At 50.9% G+C, this 21,222-nt stretch carries 22 protein-coding genes; 9 read left to right on the forward strand and 13 right to left on the reverse strand.

The features are described from left to right. The 4 genes from P3339_RS21905 to pilG form a co-directional block, all read right to left on the reverse strand. Positions 1-2,139, reverse strand: a complete 2,139-nt coding sequence (locus P3339_RS21905) for a methyl-accepting chemotaxis protein (protein WP_020413648.1) — start codon at positions 2,137-2,139, stop codon at positions 1-3. A gap of 163 nt (positions 2,140-2,302) precedes the next feature. After that, the gene (locus P3339_RS21910; RefSeq protein WP_020413649.1) at positions 2,303-2,842 is read right to left on the reverse strand and encodes a chemotaxis protein CheW; all 540 of its coding nucleotides are present in this window, start codon (positions 2,840-2,842) and stop codon (positions 2,303-2,305) included. A gap of 16 nt (positions 2,843-2,858) precedes the next feature. Then, complete coding sequence (pilH, locus tag P3339_RS21915; protein ID WP_026305112.1) at positions 2,859-3,221, reverse strand: twitching motility response regulator PilH; 363 nt, start codon at positions 3,219-3,221, stop codon at positions 2,859-2,861. A 235-nt stretch (positions 3,222-3,456) separates the two neighbouring features. Continuing rightward, positions 3,457-3,852 (reverse strand): twitching motility response regulator PilG, encoded by a 396-nt coding sequence (pilG, locus tag P3339_RS21920; protein WP_020413651.1) that lies wholly within the window; start codon positions 3,850-3,852, stop codon positions 3,457-3,459. A 351-nt stretch (positions 3,853-4,203) separates the two neighbouring features. On the opposite strand from pilG, the gene gshB reads away from it, so the two are divergent. The 9 genes from gshB to P3339_RS21965 all read left to right on the forward strand — a co-directional run bounded on the left by gshB (position 4,204) and on the right by P3339_RS21965 (position 12,955). Continuing rightward, positions 4,204-5,160, forward strand: coding sequence for a glutathione synthase (gene gshB / locus P3339_RS21925; RefSeq protein WP_282951894.1), 957 nt, complete (start codon positions 4,204-4,206; stop codon positions 5,158-5,160). Positions 5,161-5,265: 105 nt separating this feature from the next. Continuing rightward, positions 5,266-6,174, forward strand: coding sequence for an energy transducer TonB (locus P3339_RS21930; protein WP_020413653.1), 909 nt, complete (start codon positions 5,266-5,268; stop codon positions 6,172-6,174). A 35-nt stretch (positions 6,175-6,209) separates the two neighbouring features. Further along, positions 6,210-6,794, forward strand: a complete 585-nt coding sequence (locus P3339_RS21935; RefSeq protein ID WP_020413654.1) for a YqgE/AlgH family protein — start codon at positions 6,210-6,212, stop codon at positions 6,792-6,794. Between the two features lie 58 nt (positions 6,795-6,852). Continuing rightward, entirely contained in the window at positions 6,853-7,278 is a 426-nt protein-coding gene (gene ruvX / locus P3339_RS21940) for a Holliday junction resolvase RuvX (protein WP_026305114.1), read from the forward strand. Positions 7,279-7,365: 87 nt separating this feature from the next. Next, positions 7,366-8,283 carry a hydroxymethylbilane synthase gene (gene hemC, locus P3339_RS21945; RefSeq protein ID WP_020413656.1) on the forward strand — a complete coding sequence of 306 codons (918 nt, stop codon included), beginning with the start codon at positions 7,366-7,368 and terminating at the stop codon, positions 8,281-8,283. Between the two features lie 11 nt (positions 8,284-8,294). Next, complete coding sequence (locus P3339_RS21950; protein ID WP_282951895.1) at positions 8,295-9,065, forward strand: uroporphyrinogen-III synthase; 771 nt, start codon at positions 8,295-8,297, stop codon at positions 9,063-9,065. Between the two features lie 113 nt (positions 9,066-9,178). Beyond that, positions 9,179-10,528 (forward strand): uroporphyrinogen-III C-methyltransferase, encoded by a 1,350-nt coding sequence (locus P3339_RS21955; RefSeq protein WP_282951896.1) that lies wholly within the window; start codon positions 9,179-9,181, stop codon positions 10,526-10,528. Beyond that, positions 10,525-11,775: a heme biosynthesis HemY N-terminal domain-containing protein gene (locus P3339_RS21960; protein WP_020413659.1), complete on the forward strand. Its 1,251-nt coding sequence runs from the start codon at positions 10,525-10,527 to the stop codon at positions 11,773-11,775. The genes P3339_RS21955 and P3339_RS21960 overlap by 4 nt, the downstream gene beginning before the upstream one ends. Before the next feature lie 145 nt (positions 11,776-11,920). Further along, positions 11,921-12,955 carry an alpha/beta fold hydrolase gene (locus tag P3339_RS21965; protein WP_282951897.1) on the forward strand — a complete coding sequence of 345 codons (1,035 nt, stop codon included), beginning with the start codon at positions 11,921-11,923 and terminating at the stop codon, positions 12,953-12,955. Positions 12,956-13,166: 211 nt separating this feature from the next. Here the strand turns inward: P3339_RS21965 and P3339_RS21970 are convergent, their stop codons facing one another. From P3339_RS21970 to rdgB, 9 genes are all read right to left on the reverse strand, one after another. Further along, positions 13,167-13,496, reverse strand: coding sequence for a hypothetical protein (locus P3339_RS21970; RefSeq protein WP_020413661.1), 330 nt, complete (start codon positions 13,494-13,496; stop codon positions 13,167-13,169). Positions 13,497-13,886: 390 nt separating this feature from the next. Then, on the reverse strand, positions 13,887-14,312 hold the full coding sequence (locus P3339_RS21975) for a hypothetical protein (protein ID WP_282951898.1): 426 nt from the start codon (positions 14,310-14,312) through the stop codon (positions 13,887-13,889). A gap of 796 nt (positions 14,313-15,108) precedes the next feature. After that, positions 15,109-16,575 carry a 4-hydroxy-3-polyprenylbenzoate decarboxylase gene (gene ubiD, locus P3339_RS21980; RefSeq protein WP_282951899.1) on the reverse strand — a complete coding sequence of 489 codons (1,467 nt, stop codon included), beginning with the start codon at positions 16,573-16,575 and terminating at the stop codon, positions 15,109-15,111. 155 nt (positions 16,576-16,730) lie between these two features. Further along, positions 16,731-17,000: an RNA-binding regulator gene (gene rbp / locus P3339_RS21985; protein ID WP_020413665.1), complete on the reverse strand. Its 270-nt coding sequence runs from the start codon at positions 16,998-17,000 to the stop codon at positions 16,731-16,733. 270 nt (positions 17,001-17,270) lie between these two features. After that, positions 17,271-18,530 carry a transcription termination factor Rho gene (rho, locus tag P3339_RS21990; RefSeq protein ID WP_020413666.1) on the reverse strand — a complete coding sequence of 420 codons (1,260 nt, stop codon included), beginning with the start codon at positions 18,528-18,530 and terminating at the stop codon, positions 17,271-17,273. A 370-nt stretch (positions 18,531-18,900) separates the two neighbouring features. Continuing rightward, positions 18,901-19,230 (reverse strand): thioredoxin TrxA, encoded by a 330-nt coding sequence (gene trxA / locus P3339_RS21995; RefSeq protein ID WP_020413667.1) that lies wholly within the window; start codon positions 19,228-19,230, stop codon positions 18,901-18,903. A gap of 141 nt (positions 19,231-19,371) precedes the next feature. Then, the gene (hemW, locus tag P3339_RS22000) at positions 19,372-20,301 is read right to left on the reverse strand and encodes a radical SAM family heme chaperone HemW (RefSeq protein WP_353056858.1); all 930 of its coding nucleotides are present in this window, start codon (positions 20,299-20,301) and stop codon (positions 19,372-19,374) included. Continuing rightward, positions 20,265-20,585 carry a hypothetical protein gene (locus tag P3339_RS23690; protein WP_353056859.1) on the reverse strand — a complete coding sequence of 107 codons (321 nt, stop codon included), beginning with the start codon at positions 20,583-20,585 and terminating at the stop codon, positions 20,265-20,267. The genes hemW and P3339_RS23690 overlap by 37 nt, the downstream gene beginning before the upstream one ends. Beyond that, the gene (gene rdgB, locus P3339_RS22005) at positions 20,578-21,201 is read right to left on the reverse strand and encodes an RdgB/HAM1 family non-canonical purine NTP pyrophosphatase (protein ID WP_282951900.1); all 624 of its coding nucleotides are present in this window, start codon (positions 21,199-21,201) and stop codon (positions 20,578-20,580) included. Before rdgB ends, P3339_RS23690 begins: the two co-directional genes overlap by 8 nt. Positions 21,202-21,222 lie beyond the last annotated feature (21 nt).

Below are 21,222 nucleotides of genomic sequence, written 5' to 3' on the forward strand. Positions count from 1 at the left end.
TTAGGCCAGAGCCCGATCTTCACGGGACAAGGAATCGGATTCCTCGCTATCGATAGTGAAAGTCTCCGCGTCCATCTCCGGCAGTTCCACATCGTACAGTTCACTGTTCGTCTCAATGCTCTCGTCTTGTGGCAGCTTGAAGCCGGCAACAGATTCACGCAAGGCACTGGCGGTTTGTGCCAGGTTACCAATGGACTGGGCAGTAGCCTGGGTACCAGCAGAAGTCTGCGAAGTAATTTCCTGAATCACGTTCATCGTGTTGGAAATATGACCTGCAGAAGAGGCCTGCTGGCGGGCAGCGTTGGAGATGTTCTGGATCAAGGATGCCAAGTTACTGGATACGCTTTCGATCTCTTCCAGGGCAACACCGGCATCCTGAGCCAAGCGGGCTCCACGTACCACCTCAGTGGTGGTCTGTTCCATGGAAATTACCGCTTCGTTGGTATCAGACTGAATGGCTTTAACCAGGCCTTCAATCTGCTTGGTAGCGGCGGCGGAACGTTCCGCGAGTCGCTGAACCTCGTCCGCAACCACCGCGAAGCCCCGACCAGCATCACCAGCCATACTCGCCTGGATGGCTGCATTCAAGGCCAGGATGTTAGTCTGGTCAGCAATGTCGTTAATCAGGCTTACGATATCGCCAATCTCCTGGGATGATTCACCCAGACGCTTGATTCGCTTGGAGGTGTCCTGAATCTGCTCGCGGATGTTATCCATGCCTTTAATGGTGTTCTGTACCACCTTGGCACCGTTACTCGCGATATGTACCGAGCGCTCGGCTACCTGGGCAGATTCAGAGGCGTTTGCAGATACCTGGTCAATGGTCACCGCCATTTCATTCACCGCCGCAGAGGCTCCGGCAATTTCCTGTGCCTGGTGTTCAGAGGCTTCGGCTAGATGCAGCGCGGTCTGCTGGGTTTCCTGGGACAGACCGGATACTTCCTGTGCAGCTCCGTTGATTCGGGACACCAGAACGCGCAGCTGGTCGATTGTAAAGTTGATGGAGTCGGCAATCGCACCGGTGAAAGCTTCTGTTACTGTCGCGGAGGTAGTCAGGTCACCATCGGCGAGGTCTGCCAGCTCATCCAGCAGCTGCATAATGGCCTGCTGGTTACGTTCGTTGGTATCGGATTCCTGTATCAGGCTGCGGCGGGTACCGGAGAACGCCATTCCCATCATCGCAAAGATCAGAAGCACGAATGCCGCTGCCAGAATGGTGATGGTCATATTGTTTGGCTGGCGTTCGTCCGCCAGGTTTACGATGCGGTCATTCAGGGTACTCAGGGCTTCGAGCAGCTGCGGCGAAGAAGCGATAATGCCGTCAGAGGCCTGGCGTGTTGCAAACAGGGCTGGAGTCGCCTCAAATATCTCGCGTACAGAGGAACTTACGAATTCAAACAGCTCAGTAATTTCATCCAGAGAGCGACGCGCTTCTTCATCGGTAACGCGGGAGATGCCCATCACCACATCACCGCTCTTCATGCCATCCACCACTTTACCGAACAGGCTGGCATCAGTATTGAACTGATCAGCGGCCGACTCCGCATCGTCACCGCCCTGCAGCATTTTGTCGATATTCCGACCGATACGCTCCGCACGCCATACCTGCAACTGTGCCTGTTCCACCTGATTCGCCGGGGCATTGTTGGCGAGCAGTATCTCCACAATATTGTTGTGCTCTGCCTGCAGTTCAGGCAGCGAGGCACTAAGCGTGGTAGCTACATCGTTTAGGAAGATAATGGTTTCCTTGTTACCGATAATGGTATCTACCTGCTCGCGCAGTTTGCGCCAAACGGTACCATAGGTAGCCAGTTCAGCATCGAGAGCTTTTCGGCTCCCTTTATCCATACCCTGTAACTGGTTCCAGGCACTGGCCATCTGTCCAGAGACCTTTTCCAGTTCCGCAAATGCAGCATCATCACCGGAAGTAGCCGCAGGTGCGTAGGAAACCACCTGATAGGAAAGTGCACGCAGTTCCGCGACTTGTTGCAGGTATTCTTTATCGCGATCGCTGCGGGTCTGCACCAAATAGATACTGACAATCAGTCCCGCCAGTACGGCGAGTACCAGCAGACCCAAACCCAGCGCGGCAGGGTTACTGCGCAACGCGGAAAAGGAACTCTGGGAGCCTGTTTTCATAGTTTACTCCTAGCGGGCCCTAGCATGAGGCCGGTTAAATACCACTTTTTACTTTTAACGCTTTAACGACAATGGCCCTCAGCCAGTGCGGACATCCCTGCACCGCTTGCGGGTCATCCCCAGCATCTCGATACGAAATGCTGGAAATAATCAGATTGGATTTTTAATGGACAGCGGCATCCATAAAGCGGGAATCACTAATCAAAGCCCGCATGTCGAACACCAGCCATCGGTCCTTCTGCAAAATAAACTGGCCATGCACCATCGGCGCAAATGGCTCAATCAAATCTGTTGGAGCTTCCCGGGCATATTCAAATGCCAGGTGCTGCATTCCGTGCAACCTGTCGACAATCAGTCCCACATAGGTTTTATCTCGCTCCAACACCAAAACACGACGCTGCTGACGTGGCCCGGTGAGGTTGCCACCATAAAAGGCAGCGAGATCAATCAGGGGTAACAGGCGGCCACGTACATTGGAAACACCTTTTACCCAGGGTTCCACTCCAGGAATAAAGGTATACGGTGGCACTTCGAGCAATTCCACAACGTCATCCATAGAGGCGACAAAGTTATGGTCTAGAAGAGAAAAACCGATTCCGGTCCAATAGGGTTTGATTTCCCGGCGCCCAGGCAGGCCTGTGGCCTGCGCCTTTGCGCGCCGTGCGATATCAACAAGAGCTAAATAAGGTGTTTGTGACTGCACTTTGAGCAGCTGACCGTCAGGCCAACACCTCCTCAATGGCACTCAACAATTTGCCTTCATCCACAGGCTTGGTCAGGTAGGCCTTCGCACCCTGACGCATCCCCCAGACACGATCCGTGTCCTGATCCTTGGTGGTAACGATAATGATTGGAATTCCAGCTGTGCTACCGTCCTTGCTCAACTGGCGAGTGGCTTGGAAGCCGTTTAGACCCGGCATCACAATATCCATCAGAATTAAATCCGGGCGCTGCGTACGCGCCACATCCACACCATTTTCACCATTAGGTGCAGTAATTACTGCGTGGCCGTTCTTTTCCAGAATCGTGGTGAGTTTGTGTGTTTCGGTAGGAGAGTCATCAACTATTAATACTCTTGCCATCATTTCCCCCATGACATCTTCTAATCGGCAACTGTGCAACAACGACAGCGCTTGGCGGTATTATTGTCATTATCTTTGTTAGCGTGTGCCAAGTCTGCACTTACTACCAATTTACTGCCTGACTACAGGATTTTTTCATCCTGATAGATGAAAAAATCGCGCTTCCCTCAATATAAATCCTGCCCTGCGGCAGGCTTGTGGCCTCCACAGGGCCTTATTCTTTTTATGTGCGCTGTCAAGCCGCGTGGTGCGGCTTAGCATGGGCGGAAATAGCGCCCAAAAGTTCACTCTTGCTAAACGGCTTGGTTAGATATTGATCGCAACCAACTACGCGCCCTTTTGCCTTATCGAACAAACCATCCTTACTCGACAGCATTACAACAGGGGTAGAGCGGAACTCACTGTTATTTTTGATCAGTGCGCAGGTTTGATAGCCATCAAGGCGCGGCATCATAATATCGACAAAAATAACATCCGGACGGGAGTCCGCGATTTTTGCCAGCGCATCAAAACCGTCGGTTGCTGTGACTACAGTACAACCCGCCTTTTGCAACAACGTCTCAGCAGTGCGGCGAATTGTCTTACTGTCGTCAATCACCATTACAGTCAGACTTTCCCAGTTAAGCTCCATAGTCTTTTTTGAATCCCCTGTTTACTTATTTTCGGGCACGCGAAAATTTTTTACCTGCACCCTTATTTGGACCGCCTATGGGGCCTGGGTGTCTCGCTTAGCCAAGATCGCACACTGGATGGAACTTTTATCACAGAACCCCAGGTGAATCTAGCAGAGTCGACATACCCCTAGCGATGCAGCTCAAATTATCACCACTTTGCACGCCCTCCCGGTCGGAGGTGTTAAAAAGTTGCACCTTGACGAAGCTGCTCTTACCTTATCCATCTTAAAAATCGGGAGTGGCCATACTACTAAAGCCACAACCACCGCGGCGCGGGATGAAATATCCCATCAAATATGGAAGCCCATATGAATTACTCCCTCGGTGTGGTGATGGACCCCATCGCCCAAATCAATTTTAAAAAAGATACGACACTCGCACTGTTACAGGCCGCACAAGACAGCGGTTTTCAGTTATTTTATTTCGAGCAAACAGACTTGTATCTGGACAACGGCCGGGCAATTGGCAGGGCACGGGCCCTCAAAGTATTTGACGATTCCAAGTGCTGGTTTTCCCTGGAGGAGCCCCAGGAAGTGCCGCTGGGCGAACTAGATACTATTTTGATGCGTGTCGATCCCCCTTTTGACAATGAGTACATTTATTCCACTTATATTCTCGAGGCCGCACAACGCGAAGGTGCGCTGGTAGTAAACAACCCCCAGTCCTTGCGCGACTGTAACGAGAAAATTTTCGCTACCACTTTCCCGCAGTGCTGCCCACCTGTTCTGGTAAGTAGGGATATGCGCAGGCTGCGTGAATTCCACAAGGCCCACCAAGATGTAATCTTCAAACCACTGGATGGCATGGGTGGCGCCGGTATTTTTCACTGTAAGCCTGACGGTGCCAACCTTGGTGCAATATTGGAAATGCTCACCAAACATGGGCGCCAGCAGATCATGGCGCAACGCTATATTCCCGAAATCAAGGATGGTGATAAACGGATTCTTGTTGTCGATGGTGAAGCGATTCCCTTCTGCCTTGCGCGAATTCCCGAGGCGGGTGAAACACGCGGCAATCTGGCCGCTGGTGGGCGTGGTGAAGCGCGCCCACTTACTGATCGTGACCATTGGATTGTGGAGCAGGTTGCCCCCACTCTGAAAAAGAAAGGGCTGCTTTTTGTCGGCCTGGATGTGATCGGCAATTACCTCACCGAGATCAATGTCACCAGTCCAACATGCGTGCGTGAGATTGATGCGGCTTACAATACCGATATCGGTGCACGACTAATGAGCGCCATCACACACCGATTGGCACAAAAAGGGTAAACTGGGCGCTTAATTTTAAATTAACCCAGGCTGTTTGCCAGTGAACGGACCGGGCGGAAAGCCGAGCAAAAGCTCGGCAACAAAAGCAGTAATCGATAACAAACAATGAATTCCACCGCCAACACGACGCCACTTAACGCAGCCCAACGCGAGCGTTTTGTGTTCTCGCTATTTCTCGCCGGCGCCATTCATGCGCTTTTGATTTTTGGCGTGGCCTTTACCGATCCTGAAGGGCGCCGAGCGGCGCCTACTCTGGAAGTCACACTGGCCCAACATAATTCTGCACAAGCACCGGAAGACGCTGACTATCTGGCACAATATAACCAACTAGCCAGTGGCACTGCTGACACCCCCAAGGAGTTATCGAGCAATCGCCGCGCGGAGTTTGACGACACACAAATTCACGATGTAAACCCTTTGCCGCAGCAACAGGCCGCTCGCCCAGCTGATCAGCGCCGACAACTGATCACCACTATTGGCAATAGCCCGCAGCAGGCTCCGGAACTCCCTGCCGAAGACAAATTTTCTGAAGAAAAGCGTGGCGATGCTCCTAGTGATTTGACCCGCACCAATCCCGAGATCGCCAGCCTGCAAGCCCGCCTGGATAAAATCCGCCAGACAATCGCCCAGCGCCCACGGGTGCGCCGCCTAACTTCAGTCGCAACCAAAGCATCTGCAGACGCCACATATCTACACGACTGGCGCCAGAAAGTAGAGGCCATCGGCAGTGACAACTTCCCCGAAGAGGCCCTGCAGCAACAAATTACTGGCAGCCTGCGTATGATGGTACGCCTACTGCCCACGGGCGCGGTAGAGGAGGTAGTCATCCTTGAATCCTCCGGGGAGCGAATTCTCGATGATGCCGCCCAGCAAATTGTTCGCCTGGCGGCGCCCTTTGCACCTTTTCCTGCTGAAATTCGCAAGGACGCCGATCGCCTGGAAATCATCCGCACTTGGCGCTTTGAGATGACCGGCTTCTCCACCAGTGCAGGTGAGCTGCCCGAGCGCGGCTAAACTTGCGTTTCACTCAGGCAACCTAGAATCAAGCTATGCCCAACTCCAATATCGACAGTGACCTAACCCACGGCAGCTTGCGCGGCCAGTTCCTGCTGGCCATGCCCGGCATGGAGGATCCGCGCTTCAAGCAAACTGTGGCGCTTATTGTCGAGCACAATGAAGAGGGCGCCATGGGTATAGTGATCAATGCCCCCAGCAAGGTTCACTGGAGAGAGGTGTTTGAACAGTTGTCCCTAGACGACACCAGCCTGCGGGGCGAAGAAGCCGTACTCCTGGGGGGGCCAATGTCACCGGAGCAGGGCTTTGTACTGCACGGCGCCGGGATCAAATTTGACTCGACCACCGAAATCAATATGGATATCAGTCTCACCGCCTCCAAGGACATTCTTGAATCTCTCGCTGCCGGACGCGGCCCGGACGATGTGCTACTGGCCCTCGGCTACGCCGGCTGGGGCCCGGGACAGTTGGAACAGGAGTTGGTAGAGAACGCTTGGCTGACCCTGCCAGCGGAACCCGAAATCCTATTTGCCACCCCGGTGGAAAAACGCTGGCAGAGCGCTGCGGCGCGTCACGGTATTGACCTCTCCGGCCTCGGATCACAGGCTGGACACGCCTGATCACCCCTCTTGCAGTAAACTGCCCGCCCACATGTTTACAATGAAAACTGCCCGGCATATGAATAAACCAGTTACCGCCCTCGCCTTCGATTTTGGCACCCGCTCTATTGGCCTCGCTTTTGGCCAGAGTCTGACTGCCAGTGCCAAGGAGCTGCCCCCACTGCCAGCGAAGGACGGCAAGCCGGACTGGGAAAAAGTTCAGCGTTTAATTGACGAGTGGCAACCGCACTACCTATTGGTCGGCCTTCCTCTGAATATGGACGGCACTGAGAGTGAATTCGGCGCGCGCGCGCGCAAGTTTGGCCAGCGCCTGCACGGGCGCACCGGGTTACCAGTGGAAATGATTGACGAACGTCTCAGTACCCGTGCCGCCAAGGAAGAGGCCGCTGAGCGAGGTCACCGCGGCAGTTACGCCGACAACCCGGTGGACTCCATTGCCGCACGCATTATTCTTGAAGATTGGCTACGAGCCCGTGACCGATAATTACCCGCTCCGAATCCCGCCATTGGAAACATGTTAGGCACCTGTCTGATAGAATTGCCCTCCCACTCAACCAATTGATCGAGCAGTATGTCCATTTCCCGCATCCGTATCGCCACTCGCGAGAGCGCCCTGGCCCTTTGGCAAGCCAATTACGTGAAGGGCCGTCTGCAGCAGGCATATCCCGAGCTTCTGATTGAATTACTGCCTATGACCAGTCGTGGCGACCAGGTTTTGGATATCCCCCTCACCAAAGTTGGTGGTAAGGGGCTCTTCGTGAAAGAGCTGGAGGTGGCAATGCTGGAGGGGCGCGCAGATATCGCCGTACACTCCATGAAAGATGTACCTATGGAGTTTCCACAAGGCTTACACCTGCCTATCATTTGTGAACGCGAAGATCCCCGCGATGCATTTGTCAGCAATCTCTACGGCAGTTTTGAAGAGTTGCCCCAGGGCGCAGTGGTCGGCACTTCAAGCTTGCGTCGCCAGTGCCAACTTCTAGCACAACGCCCTGATTTACAGGTCAAGTTTCTGCGCGGCAACGTAAATACTCGTTTAGCCAAGCTCGATGCCGGGGAATACGACGCGATTATCCTGGCTGCTGCCGGCCTGCTACGCCTGGAAATGCCAGAGCGCATCCGCAGCTTCCTCCCAACGGATCTACTGCTGCCCGCCGGTGGCCAGGGCGCCGTAGGCATCGAAGCCCGCTGCGATGCTGAGCTGGAAGCACTTCTACAACCCCTGCATTGTGTAGAAACTGCCTCTCGCCTCCGCGCCGAACGCGCCCTGGTCAAGCGTTTGAACGGCGGCTGCCAGGTACCTATTGGCTGCTACGCCGAATTGAATGAAGACAGCCTGTGGCTGCGAGGCTTGGTAGGGAGCCCCGACGGTACAACCATGATTCGCGCCGAGTGCCGCGGTGCTGCCTCCGACGGAGAGACCCTTGGCACCCAGCTGGCGGAGCAACTACTGGCCGGTGGCGCCGACAAAATTCTCGACGCTCTCTGAGCACTCTTAAAATGCCCAATCACCTGCGTGGCAAGCGTATATTAACCACCCGACCAGCTCACCAGTCGGGGAGCTGGTGCGCTCTGCTACAGGCAGAGGGCGCTCAGGTGGAAAACATTCCCATGCTGGGTATTGAGCCCCTCGAGAGCGACGATGCCCGACAGGCAATCAAAAAACGTATCCTCGATTTTGATCAAGTGGAAGTGGCAATTTTTGTCTCACAGAACGCCGTGCACTATGGAGTGAATTGGCTGGAAGACTACTGGCCACAATTGCCACAAGGACCGCGCTACTATGCAATCGGCGCCGCCACAGCAAAAGCCTTGGATGCTCGAGGCATTCCCTGTGAGCAAAGCGGCGCTCATATGAATTCTGAGGATTTGCTTGGCCTGCCATCGCTGCAGGAGATTAGCGGGCAGCGTATTCTTATTTTCCGTGGCAGTGGCGGGCGCACTTTGATTGGTGACACCTTGGGCGCTCGTGGTGCTCGGGTGGATTATTGCGAGCTATACAATCGCACCCTACCCAGTAACTCTCAGGAGCAACTGAGAAAGTATGGCGTTGATGCAGACGCCATTACTGTGCATAGTGGTGAAACACTCACAAATCTATCCTTTTGCATCGAACAAACTTCAATGGAGCAATTGCGCCAAGTAGCGCTTATCTGCCCAAGCGCCCGGGTTGCCGGGCAGGCAAAGGGGATCGGCTTTTCCGTGGTCCACACTGCTATCAATGCCAGCGACAAAGCTATGCTGGAAGCTCTGCACCGTGCACTGAACTGAGTTTCCATCGGATTCTCCGCCCTATTTGGTAAAAGTTCCCAAAACAGCGCCACCCCGACTATAAAGGCCGGTGCCACTCGCTATAATTCGACGACAATTTTCAGCTTCGCTCCATGCCCATGACCAACGAAAAACCCCAGGACAACAACTCCGCAAAAAAAGTAGCGCCCACTTCCGCGGATAAGGGCAAGGCGGAAAGCACAAGTAACTTCGCCAAAGCGACACAAGGGAGGCCCGCTGGAAGTACTGCCAAAGACAGTGGTGGTAACTGGTGGTGGTTAGTATTTTTCCTGCTGGTAGTAGCTCTCATCGCTTTCGTCTGGTTCAGCTGGCCTCAACTAGGCAGTCGTATTAGTGCTTACCTGGGTTTCTCACCATCAACTGGTAATGAGTCACGCCAGGTTACAGATACATCCCAAACGCGGCAGGCTAATACAGAACAACGGGCAGAAGAGCCTACTGAGAAAGCACCAACCACTGATGGGCTGTCGAACCAGGCACATTCTGAATCAGGCTTTTCACAGCCCGCTCAAACACCCGGCCAACCGACCACTCCATATCCTAATCAGCAGCTCATCCAGCTGCAGCAGACCGATGCCAGCCTACGCAATCAGATTCAAGCACAAGCAAATACTATCTCGGAACTGAAACAGCAACTGGCCAGCATGCAGCGCAGTATCACTGCGCAGGGCAATCGCTTGAGTGAGCTGGGTAATGTGAGCCGCCAGGACTGGCAGCTTGCTGAGGCCGATTACTTACTGCGCATGGCCAATCAGCGCCTTATGCTGGAAGATAACAGCCGCGCTGCCCTGGGCCTGGTGGAGAAAGTCGACAAAATACTCCGCCAAGTTAACCTGCCTGATTTATATGGCGTACGCCAACAATTGGCGAAAGATATCACCGCACTGAGACTGGTCGAGAATGTAGACCGGGAGGGGATTTACGTGCGCCTACGTGCCCTGGAGGAGCAGTTGATCCGCGCCAATATTCAACCGGAATTCACCATGACCCAGACCCAGGAAGAAGAGCCTAAGGCGGAGCCTGCACAAGTCGATCAGGCTCCCTGGGAGCGCAGTTGGCATCGATTTACCTCCTTCCTCCGTGATTCAGTTCGCCCCATTGATGGTGATATCAACCCTGTCATGCTCTCTCCGCAGAGTGAAACACGCTTTCGCCAGACCCTGCGTTTAAATATGGAGCAGGCGCAGCTCGCTCTGCTGCGCGGCGACTCTAGGGTATACAAGGATGCCCTGGACAGTGCCCGCGAGCTGCTATTGACTTATGGCACTGCCAACGCTCAGCGCAATGCGCTGGCCGAACAGCTGGCTGAGCTAAGCAGACAACCCATCCTGGCGCAAATGCCTGATCTAAACGCCTCACAGTTAGCCCTGTACAACTATATCGAGCGCCTGCATAAAACCTCCGGCCAAGGTGGTCCCGCACTGGAGGAGACAGCTCAGTGAGAAAGGTCCTTTTTATCGCTATAGCGCTGCTACTACTCGGCGCCCTGCTGCCACAAATCAATCAAAATTATCCGGGATATCTGATCATCGGTTTTGGTGGCGCATTGAACAAAGGTTATGAGATGAATCTCTGGTTCGCCATAGTCGCATTGGTGTCCCTGTTATTCGCTTTCTTTATACTGGTCTGGCTCGCGCGCAGTCTGTTTCGGGCGATTAGAGGAAGTGTCGACCGTCTTCGTTTTGGCCGCCAACGTATCGCCCGTCGGAGGCTCACCAGCGGTTTGGTGGAATTTATGGAGGGCAACTGGTCCCGCGCACGGCGGCAGCTTTTGAAAAGTGCGCCACGCTCTGAAGCACCATTGATCAATTATCTGGCAGCGGCGCGTAGCGCCTTTGAACTGGGCTTTCGCGAGGAGGCCAATGAGCTTCTGGCAAAAGCAGAAGCTTGCGGAGAGGATACCCGCCTTGCCGTGGCTCTCAGTCAGGCACGTATGCAACTCCAGGACAAACATTATGAGCAGTGTATCGCCAGCCTTAAAAGGGCCAAACAACTAGAGCCCAAACATCCCGCCTTACTGCAACTGCTAAAACAGGCTTATTACTCTCTGGGCGACTGGAGCAGCCTGCGTGAGCTTCTGCCAGAGTTGGAAAAACACGCCAACATGCATGATGAAGAATTGCAGAAGCTAGAATTGGAAGTTTACCAGCACCAGTTGAATGAGGCTGCAAACCGCAATGACAGTGAAACATTACAGGGTGTCTGGCACAGTCTGAACGGGCGCTGGCAGCGTAATATGGAGTTGCGCAATCTATATACACGGCTACTGCATCAGATCGGTGACGATATCGAAGCAGAGAAACATCTGCGCTGGCTACTAAACAGAGAGTGGAACCCCAAACTGGCTGATTTATATGGCTGCCTTACTGGAGCTGATTCTTCTGCACAGCTTTCTGCCGCCGAGGGCTGGCTTAAGGAATACGGAGAAAGTGCCGACCTCCTCACTTGCCTCGGCCGCCTGTGTATGCGTAATGAGTTGTGGGGGAAAGCCCAACAGTATTTAGAAAAGAGCCTGTTGTTACGTCAAGACCCAGTAACTTCCGCTGAACTTGCCCGCCTGTTCGAAGCGCTGGGAGAAAAAGACAAAGCCGCACGGCTTTTCCAGGAAGGGCTAATGCAAGCGGTTAAAGACTTACCACAACTGCCTATGCCCAGCCAGGACAAACCCCTACTCGGCGTGCATGCCTGACGCTTTTCCCCGCGGGCCCACAATTCCTCGGGCCCTTTTTCTAGCGCAGCCGAATCTCTCTATAGTGTGCATTCTCTGTCACTATTCAGGCAAATAGGATAGGAAGGCCAATGAAACCCCCAGTTTTTACATTTTTATCAGCATTTTGATATTTAACACTCTAGTGCATGCCTATGCTCAGGCACCGGTAAATAATCAGATCAAACCACAGGATGCACTCCTGAGCGATTACAAATACCCCTATCCGGTAAAGGTATTCCAGCAAACGTGGCAAAATCAGCCTGTATCCCTCGCCTACATGGATGTACCAGCCTTCGGAAAAAGAGCCCAGCGAGGTACTGTCCTACTTTTACATGGCAAAAATTTTTCTGGTGCTTACTGGGAAGACACCATTGATGCGCTTAGCCAGCTGGGTTACCGAGTAGTTGCACCAGACCAGATTGGCTTTGGGAAATCCAGTAAACCCCTACGCCAGTACACCTTGCACAGTATGTCCGCTGATACCAAAGCACTGCTGGATCACCTCCGGATAACCGAGGTTGCGGTGGTTGGCCACTCTATGGGGGGCATGTTAGCAGTGCGCTTTGCACTGATGTATCCACAGGTAGCCCAGAAGCTCGCTCTGATAAACCCTATCGGCCTTGAGGACTGGAAGCGCGTTGTACCCTATGAACCATTGCAAAAAGCTATCGCCAGGGAACAAGCACAAACACCGGAAAGTATCCAACGCTATATGTCCAACGCCTACTTTGCAGGGGAGTGGCAAGCCCGGTATACACCCCTTCTCGGTATCCAGGCCGGTTGGACCCTAGGACCCGATGCCGCCCATATGGGCATGATAGACGCACTTACTTCCGAAATGGTTTTTACCCAGCCTGTACTTTATGAATTTTCCGATCTGAAAGTGCCAACCTTACTCATTATCGGTACCCGAGATCGCACTGCCATCGGCCGCAATCGCGCACCTGCGGCACTTCAGAGTTCCCTTGGACGTTATGATCAGCTGGGCCGGCAAGCCGCCGAAGCAATCCCTAATGCGAAACTAGTGGAACTTACCAACGTCGGACATATCCCCCAATATGAAGCTTTTCCCGCATACTTCGATGCACTGAGCCACTTTTTACAAAAAGAAAACCTTCACTCAGCAAGAGGGAAACCAGATAAGCACGCTGGAAAATAAACAGTGATTCTCTATATATAAAATTGCAGATTAAGGGTAAGAAGAATTGTTATCTCCCCTCAGGCTCGGAGAAGAAGAAAATAAACCTTGGGATGAGATTTGTTTGTATTGAATTTTGACTGGATAATAACTTAAGCAGGGTCCTTAGGGTAGGCTCCCTGCTTGCAGAAAACAGACTTGTTAAAGTACAACTGAAATCCAAATAAAGTAACTAGATATTTGCAAACATTCCCGCAAATAGCAACATGGCAAAGAAAGTGATTACCCCCTGCAGTAAAGCAATAAGAATTGCTTTTAAGAAACCAGTGCCTAAAACCAGCATATAGGCAATTGCCGCTAATGGAATCGTTAGTAGGACACCTGCACTGTCACTAACTCCAGGCAACATCCCACCAACAATCCTCTGAATAATTAATGCTAATAACAGAGCAAAAAGACAATAAAAAACCCCTGTATTTCTTGCACCTAACATAGCAGCGGCCAACTTTAATGGCAAAACAAGAACTGCCACCATTATGATTACAAAAATAATCAATTCCATTTTTTACCACTCCTTCATTTTGTATTTATTTAAAAAATCCCCACAATCGATATTTCTCACCAAGTGATGCTTAACTTATCAGGTCGTCGCCAACGGATAAAATATAGCCTTGCAACCAAGGCAGGCTACATCGACGGCACTTTTTTGAACTTATGGCACTAAAGTTCTATATCTCGAGTATCATACTACTTTATTGGAATTTCGTTTAAGCAAACGCATAAAAAAAGATGGCAGGAAAAATCACAGCCCTTCTTTATTCAATGAAATAAGTGTCAGTAATTTTGCTTAGGGAGCAATGACAGCTTATCTACGAACTAACATCATCTCAGGCGGAACAAGACTGCCTGCCTCAATATAGCTTTCTCTGCGTAGCAGTTTGTCGTTTTTCAGTCATTTAAAAGCCAAATCGTGCTGATGATTTACTAAAGAGTTTTTTAAGCTTGTAACATCCATAAATGTGAAAGCTAACTGCTCATCACTTACATGGCCTTCTAGCCATAAACGTGGTTGTTTCCCCTGGGGACAGTAATGTGCAGCAAGAAGAGTTCCATTATTCATATGGTATATGGTAAGTGGGCGGGATTGTCCATCATAGATCCAATTCTCAATTAGTACAGCACCACCAGCCATTTGAGAAAAATTAATATAGAATTTCTCCCGATCAGACCCTTCTTTTTTCCAATCCCCCTCAAGAGATTTTATACGACCAAATGCCCATTTTACGTTAGAATCAGATTCGGCTGCATTTACAGCTACAACTGTTAAAGACAAGGCTAATAAGCATGCTTTTAAAAAACGTAATTTTTTTCTCAACATATTCGATATACCTAATCATTGATCTAAAAACCAGAAAATAAATTTCCACCACTTGCTTTTAAAATATGATCTTTATATTTATTTGCACTTTACTAATCACCTCTGCCAGCTTACAGTTTAAATCCGCTCTATTTTAGTAAATTATTTGACCTATCAATCATAGTCCCGCCTCAAAATATTCAAACGACAAATATATTACTAAGCTTCTTAACCGGCCAGTAGTCTTTTTCATCGCATAAGCTGATTTAGTATCAACGCCCCGATTCACAACCAAGATAAATCCATCTTTACGCTCAATATCAAAATACATTGACGCAAACAAGTTCAGGTCTGGTCTCATTTATCCTGTGAAACCATTGCGATCCTGCCAAAAGAAACGCTCTGAGTCAGAAATAACTTCTGACAATCGGAAGCGAAACATTCCGTTACACATGGATTCAGAAAAAACTTTTCTGTCTTATCTCGGGTATAAATTTCCTAATATTATTAACACCTATACCTTTTTCTTATTCACCTGGTAATGCCATCACAAATATTAAAATAAAAAAATGACAGTACTAATTGAGTAAATTATTTTCTTAAAAATTTCTCATCCACACTTTTAAGAATTTGCAAAGACTCCACCATAAGAGGTCACACGCACTACTTATAGATGTAAACAAATTGATATAAATAAATCAGAGACACAACAAACTACAGCTGCTAGGCAAGCGAACCAGTAAGCAGCCGTAGGCAGAACACCCCAGTGTTGCTCCAGCACGAAGGGGATAGAAAATTAAAATTATCGCTAACGAAATTATCCAAGACCCAACTTGGACCAAATCTCGTCGACTTTTTTAACTACCATCGGGTCTCTTTCAATAGGATTGCCCCATTCTCTATCAGTTTCACCCTGCCACTTATTAGTGGCATCAAAACCAACTTTGGAGCCCAAACCCGATACTGGAGAAGCAAAATCCAGATAATCAATCGGAGTATTTTCTACCATTACGGTATCCCGAGCTGGATCCATGCGGGTTGTCATAGCCCAAATAACATCATTCCAATCTCGCGCATTTACATCATCATCTGTGACGATAACAAACTTGGTGTACATAAATTGGCGCAGGAAAGACCAGACCCCCATCATCACCCTTTTTGCATGGCCGGGGTACTGTTTCTTCATGGTCACCACGGCGAGCCGATAAGAACAACCTTCAGGAGGTAGATAGAAATCGACAATTTCCGGGAACTGCTTCTGTAAAATCGGCACGAACACTTCATTGAGAGCCTCACCCAAGATCGCGGGCTCATCCGGTGGCCGTCCGGTATAAGTGCTGTGATAGATTGGGTCCTTGCGATGAGTAATTTTCTCAACAGTGAAGACAGGAAAGCTATCTATCTCATTGTAATAGCCGGTATGGTCTCCATATGGCCCTTCATCGGCCATATCATCGGGATAAATGAATCCCTCCAACACATACTCTGCACTGGCAGGAACTTGTAAATCACTGAGCAGTGCATTGGTTACTTCAGTTTTATCACCACGCAACAGGCCGGCAAATGCATATTCAGACAGTGTATCCGGTACTGGAGTAACAGCCCCCAGAATGGTGGCGGGATCTGCGCCCAGTGCTACAGCAACGGGATACGGTTGGCCGGGATGTTTTTTACACCAGTCGCGAAAATCAAGTGCACCGCCACGATGACTGAGCCAGCGCATAATCAAGCGGTTTTTACCAATCAGCTGCATTCGGTAAATACCTAAATTTTGGCGCTTCTTCTCTGGTCCACGAGTTATCACCAAGGGCCAGGTCACCAGGGGCGCTGCATCTCCTGGCCAGCAAGTTTGAACAGGCAGCTTGTTGAGGTCCACCTGCTCTTTATCCAGCACAACCTGCTGGCAGACTGCTCCCTTGACCACTTTTGGCCCCATATTCAGAACCTGCTTGAAAACTGGCAGTTTTTCCCAGGCATCCCGCAAATTTTCCGGAGGCTGTGGCTCTTTAAGAAAGGCCAGCAGTTCACCGACCTCACGCAATTCACCGATATTCTCACGCCCCATTCCCAGAGCTACCCGCTCGGTAGTACCAAACAAGTTTGCAAGTACAGGGGCTTCAAAGCCTACTGGATTTTCAAAAAGTAGGGCCGGACCGCCACTGCGCAACACGCGGTCTGCAATTTCCGTCATCTCGAGAATCGGATCTACAGGGTGCTGAATCCGCCTCAATAGGCCCCGCTTTTCCAACAGCTTGATAAAGTCGCGCAGGTCTTTGTATTTCATGGATTACCGGACGATGAAAATAAACTAACGCGCAGTGTAAAACAGAAAAGACAAAATGGGGAATGGCGCCCTGGTCAGGGTGCTTAAAATAAGGGGGAGAGTCGACCCGCAAGCGCTAAGCTGCGGGCCGAAAAAATCTTAAGCTTGTCGCAAGCTTAGAAGCGGGGGCGGCGCGGACGATCTTCGCGGGGCTTAGCTTCGTTAACACGGATGTTACGGCCGGACAGTGGCTGGTCGTTCATCTCTTCGATTGCTTTACGCGCTTCATCGTCGTTAGGCATTTCTACGAAACCGAAGCCTTTAGAGCGGCCAGTCTCACGGTCGGTGATTACAGTAGCCCGAGAGATCTCTCCGAATGCGCCGAAAGCTTCGTGCAGGTCGTCAGAGGTTACCGCGTAGGCCAGATTTCCAATATAGATATTCACAAAAGGTTCTCACTAGATGTGTGGGCTGTCGTGCAGTCACAAATGAATAACCAGCTCCACCAGATTATTCATTTGAGATTGGCCCTTTGACGGAGTATCTCCTGAGCCAATTCGGTCGGGCGCCGCTTAATAAAATTCATACCCAGCGCCACGATGTGGAACTTTATATGCCTAATAGCTCGCCTTTTCAACATTAATCAGCGCAAATAATCGCCTTATTCAATCCAGAATATAAAAGGCGCCTGAATCGGCGCCTTTTATATACAAAAATTATTTCCGTTTCATGGACAGGAAGAATTCGTCATTTGTCTTGAAATCTTTCAACTTATCCACTAGGAATTCCGTTGCTGCTACATCTTCCATATCGTGTAACAGTTTACGCAAAATCCATACCCGCTGTAATTCGCCCTCTGGCATTAGCAACTCTTCGCGGCGGGTACCGGAACGCCGTACATTAATGGCCGGGTATACACGCTTTTCAGCGATCTTACGATCAAGCTGCAATTCCATGTTACCAGTACCTTTAAACTCCTCGAAAATCACTTCGTCCATCTTCGAGCCAGTATCAATTAGTGCAGTAGCAATAATAGACAGACTTCCGCCTTCTTCAATATTCCGTGCAGCACCAAAGAAACGCTTGGGCCTCTCCAGGGCATGGGCATCCACACCACCGGTCAGTACCTTGCCAGAACTGGGTACGGTGGTGTTATACGCACGTGCCAGACGAGTAATAGAATCCAGCAAAATAACCACATCTTTCTTGTGCTCCACCAGGCGCTTGGCTTTTTCAATCACCATTTCAGCAACCTGGACGTGACGAGCAGGCGGCTCATCAAAAGTAGATGCAACCACTTCGCCGCGAACAGAACGCTGCATCTCAGTCACCTCTTCCGGGCGCTCATCAATCAACAGCACGATCAGGTGACATTCGGGGTTATTGCGAGTTATGGCTTGCGCCATATTTTGCAGCATGATGGTTTTACCGGCTTTTGGGGGAGCCACGATCAACCCACGCTGCCCTTTACCAATCGGGGCCACTAAATCAATAATTCGGCCAATAAGGTCTTCGGAAGAGCCATTACCGCATTCCAGACCGAGACGTTCGTTAGGGAAAAGGGGAGTAAGGTTTTCGAAAAGAATTTTATTACGGGCGTTTTCGGGTTTGTCGAAATTAATTTCGTTAACCTTTAAAAGAGCGAAATATCTCTCACCCTCTTTTGGTGGGCGAATCTTTCCGGAAATTGAGTCACCCGTACGCAAATTAAAACGGCGAATCTGGCTAGGGGAAACGTATATATCATCCGGTCCCGCAAGATAAGAGGAATCAGCAGAACGCAAAAATCCAAAACCGTCCTGAAGGATTTCCAATACGCCATCGCCGTAAATATCTTCACCGCTTTTGGCGTGGCGCTTAAGAATATTGAAAATAATATCTTGTTTGCGCGACCGAGCCAGGTTTTCCAGGCCCATACCTTTGGCTATTTCAATCAACTCTTCAATGGGTTTGGTTTTTAATTCGGAGAGATTCATACCAATTGCTTATTAAGGTTTCTGTTGTCATTTGGCGCGGACACGCCGGAAATTATTTTGGGGAGGGGTTTGAAAATCAGAGATTTGCTCGTTTATTTGCCCAGTACACTTAGGCACCCGTACCTATCAAAAGCGTAATACCTATCAAGCTTTGGCTCTACATAATCAAAAGGCAGAGCACTACCAATTAAGCTCAATTCGAGGAATATACACGCCGGGAATGGTCAGGGACCCTGTGGAGGGGCGTTATCTTCAGCTGGTCGTCACTGGATTCACAGCTGACTGAACTATTACAGAATTACAGCCAGTATAACGGGTGTTTCCCATCCTGCAAAGAAATTTACCCTCTTCACAGGATGGAGCGGCAGGATTACAGCTGGCTATCGATAAACTCAGTCAGCTGGGCGCGAGACAGAGCACCAACCTTGGTACCTTCCACGTTACCACCTTTGAACAACAGCAGGGTAGGAATACCGCGCACATTGTATTTAGCCGGGGTTTCCTTGTTTGCATCCACATCGACTTTGACAATCTTCAGCTTTTCGCCGTAGTGACCCGCCAGATCATCCAGAACCGGAGCGATCATTTTGCACGGACCGCACCATTGAGCCCAAAAGTCCACCAGCACCGGACCTTCGGCTTTGAGAACCTCAGCTTCGAACTCGGCGTCAGTTACATTGATGATTGCGTGCTCGCTCATATTGCTTTCCTGTTCTTTAGTTACACAATGCGGTGCCACCGCGGACGCATCATCTCACGATGGGGGCTATGAGAGTACAGCCAAAATGCGCCATTGAACGCGTAGATTGGGGCGCAGGTGCACTTTTCAAGTCCCCTGGGCTCACGGCTGTTCCAGAAAGCGCTGCAGAATCTCATCAAGATAGTCGAAGCCAAAAGCACTGGCAGCAATACGTTGCTCCAGCGGCTGAACCAGATCCATCGCCAGCAAGGTCGGCCATTGTCGCTGTAAAGTCTCCAGGGCCAGGCCGGTATAGTACGCAAAAGTGCCTTTCGGCACCCCGCCGGCTAGGCGCAGGGTGTTCATCAGGAACTCCAGAGGCAAATCGGCCTTTTCTATTGCATCGGCATGGGGCGCTGCCAGCTCCCTGTGCAACAACTCGTTCCCCGAAGCTGCAAAATTCATGTAATCCCGCGGCGTACGTGTGCGCCGACTGCGCAGGATTCGACCTTCATGAGGCAGGGTGACCTTGCCGTGAGCACCTGCACCTATACCTAGATAATCCCCAAACGACCAGTAATTGATGTTGTGGCGAGATTCCAAACCGCGCCCACTATAAGCAGATATCTCATAGCGAAGGTAACCTTCTGCAGCGAGAAACTCGCGCCCGCTACTCTGTATGCTGGCAATCAGCTGTGAACCAGGTGTGGACGGTGGAGCACTGTAGAAGGCGGTGTTCGGCTCAATCGTAAGCTGGTACCAGGAAATATGTTCCGGTCCCAGGGACACAGCACGGCGCAGATCCTCCAGTGCCTCATCTTCCATCTGCCCTGGCAGGCCGTGCATCAGGTCCAGGTTGATATTGTCAAAACCGGCCCTGCGCGCCATAGACAGGGCGCCGGCAGCCTCATCACCACTGTGGATGCGGCCCAGGTTATGCAACTGTGTGCTATTGAAGCTCTGCACCCCGATCGACAAGCGATTGATGCCTGCCCTACGGTAGCCGTTGAATTTTGCCTGCTCAAAAGTACCGGGATTGGCTTCCAGGGTAATCTCTATGCCTTCGGCAAAGCCCACCAGCTCTGCAGCCATAGCCACAATTTCCCCGATAGCATTTGCGGAAAATAAGCTTGGCGTGCCGCCGCCAAAAAAATCGATTGCAGCTTACGCCCCTGAACCCAAGGCAGTTGACTTAACAAATCTCGCCGCAGCTGAGCCACATACTCCTCTTGCGGAAGGGCATAGGCAGTATCTGTGTGATCCCTCGCAGCCTGGTGGGAATTGAAGTCACAATAGGGGCATTTGCGTATACACCAGGGAATATGCACATACAGGCTGAGAGGCGGCAGCTGCAATAACCCACTGTTATCATTCAAGATCGGCACCCGCCATCTGCTCACGCCACATAGCCTCAAACAGCCCTACAGCCCGAGCGCGATGGCTCAATCGGTTTTTTACCTCTCGCGGTAACTGAGCGGAAGTCATGCCCTCTGAAGCTACATAGAAAAGCGGATCGTAACCAAAGCCCTGCTCTCCCATGGGCGTCTCCAGTATGCGCCCACGCCACTGGGCGCTACACACTAATGGCACCGGATCGTCATAGCTACGTACGAAAGCCAGGGCACAATGAAAACTCGCACTGCGAGCCGATGCTTCAATCCCCCGCAAAGCATCAAGCAACTTACTGTTATTGCGTTCATCATTCGCCCCTTCACCGGAATAGCGCGCAGAGTAAATCCCAGGAGCGCCGCCCAAGGCATCTACCGCTAAGCCGGAATCGTCAGCCAGCGCGGGCAAACCGCTGATGCGGCTAGCATGACGGGCCTTGATCAAAGCATTTTCGATAAAGCTCAGCCCAGTCTCCTCGGCGTCTTCCACACCAAACTCCGATTGGGGCAGAACCTGAATATCCCAAGTACTGAAAAGCTGCGAGAACTCTCGTAGTTTGCCGGCGTTGCCGCTGGCTAAGACAATTTTTTTAGCATGTTGCATCAACTAAAAAGCGGGCCGAGG

This window comes from Microbulbifer sp. MLAF003, assembly GCF_030012965.1.
Taxonomy (GTDB): Bacteria; Pseudomonadota; Gammaproteobacteria; order Pseudomonadales; family Cellvibrionaceae; genus Microbulbifer; species Microbulbifer variabilis.

Bases quoted from the DNA above. Each gene is read 5' to 3' on its own strand.
- P3339_RS21905 (WP_020413648.1), bottom strand. From the start codon at position 2,139: ATGAAAACAGGCTCCCAGAGTTCCTTTTCCGCGTTGCGCAGTAACCCT.
- pilH (WP_026305112.1), bottom strand. From the start codon at position 3,221: ATGGCAAGAGTATTAATAGTTGATGACTCTCCTACCGAAACACACAAA.
- pilG (WP_020413651.1), bottom strand. From the start codon at position 3,852: ATGGAGCTTAACTGGGAAAGTCTGACTGTAATGGTGATTGACGACAGT.
- gshB (WP_282951894.1), top strand. From the start codon at position 4,204: ATGAATTACTCCCTCGGTGTGGTGATGGACCCCATCGCCCAAATCAAT.
- P3339_RS21930 (WP_020413653.1), top strand. From the start codon at position 5,266: ATGAATTCCACCGCCAACACGACGCCACTTAACGCAGCCCAACGCGAG.
- P3339_RS21935 (WP_020413654.1), top strand. From the start codon at position 6,210: ATGCCCAACTCCAATATCGACAGTGACCTAACCCACGGCAGCTTGCGC.
- ruvX (WP_026305114.1), top strand. From the start codon at position 6,853: ATGAATAAACCAGTTACCGCCCTCGCCTTCGATTTTGGCACCCGCTCT.
- hemC (WP_020413656.1), top strand. From the start codon at position 7,366: ATGTCCATTTCCCGCATCCGTATCGCCACTCGCGAGAGCGCCCTGGCC.
- P3339_RS21950 (WP_282951895.1), top strand. From the start codon at position 8,295: ATGCCCAATCACCTGCGTGGCAAGCGTATATTAACCACCCGACCAGCT.
- P3339_RS21955 (WP_282951896.1), top strand. From the start codon at position 9,179: ATGCCCATGACCAACGAAAAACCCCAGGACAACAACTCCGCAAAAAAA.
- P3339_RS21970 (WP_020413661.1), bottom strand. From the start codon at position 13,496: ATGGAATTGATTATTTTTGTAATCATAATGGTGGCAGTTCTTGTTTTG.
- P3339_RS21975 (WP_282951898.1), bottom strand. From the start codon at position 14,312: ATGTTGAGAAAAAAATTACGTTTTTTAAAAGCATGCTTATTAGCCTTG.
- ubiD (WP_282951899.1), bottom strand. From the start codon at position 16,575: ATGAAATACAAAGACCTGCGCGACTTTATCAAGCTGTTGGAAAAGCGG.
- rho (WP_020413666.1), bottom strand. From the start codon at position 18,530: ATGAATCTCTCCGAATTAAAAACCAAACCCATTGAAGAGTTGATTGAA.
- trxA (WP_020413667.1), bottom strand. From the start codon at position 19,230: ATGAGCGAGCACGCAATCATCAATGTAACTGACGCCGAGTTCGAAGCT.
- hemW (WP_353056858.1), bottom strand. From the start codon at position 20,301: ATGGCTGCAGAGCTGGTGGGCTTTGCCGAAGGCATAGAGATTACCCTG.
- rdgB (WP_282951900.1), bottom strand. From the start codon at position 21,201: ATGCAACATGCTAAAAAAATTGTCTTAGCCAGCGGCAACGCCGGCAAA.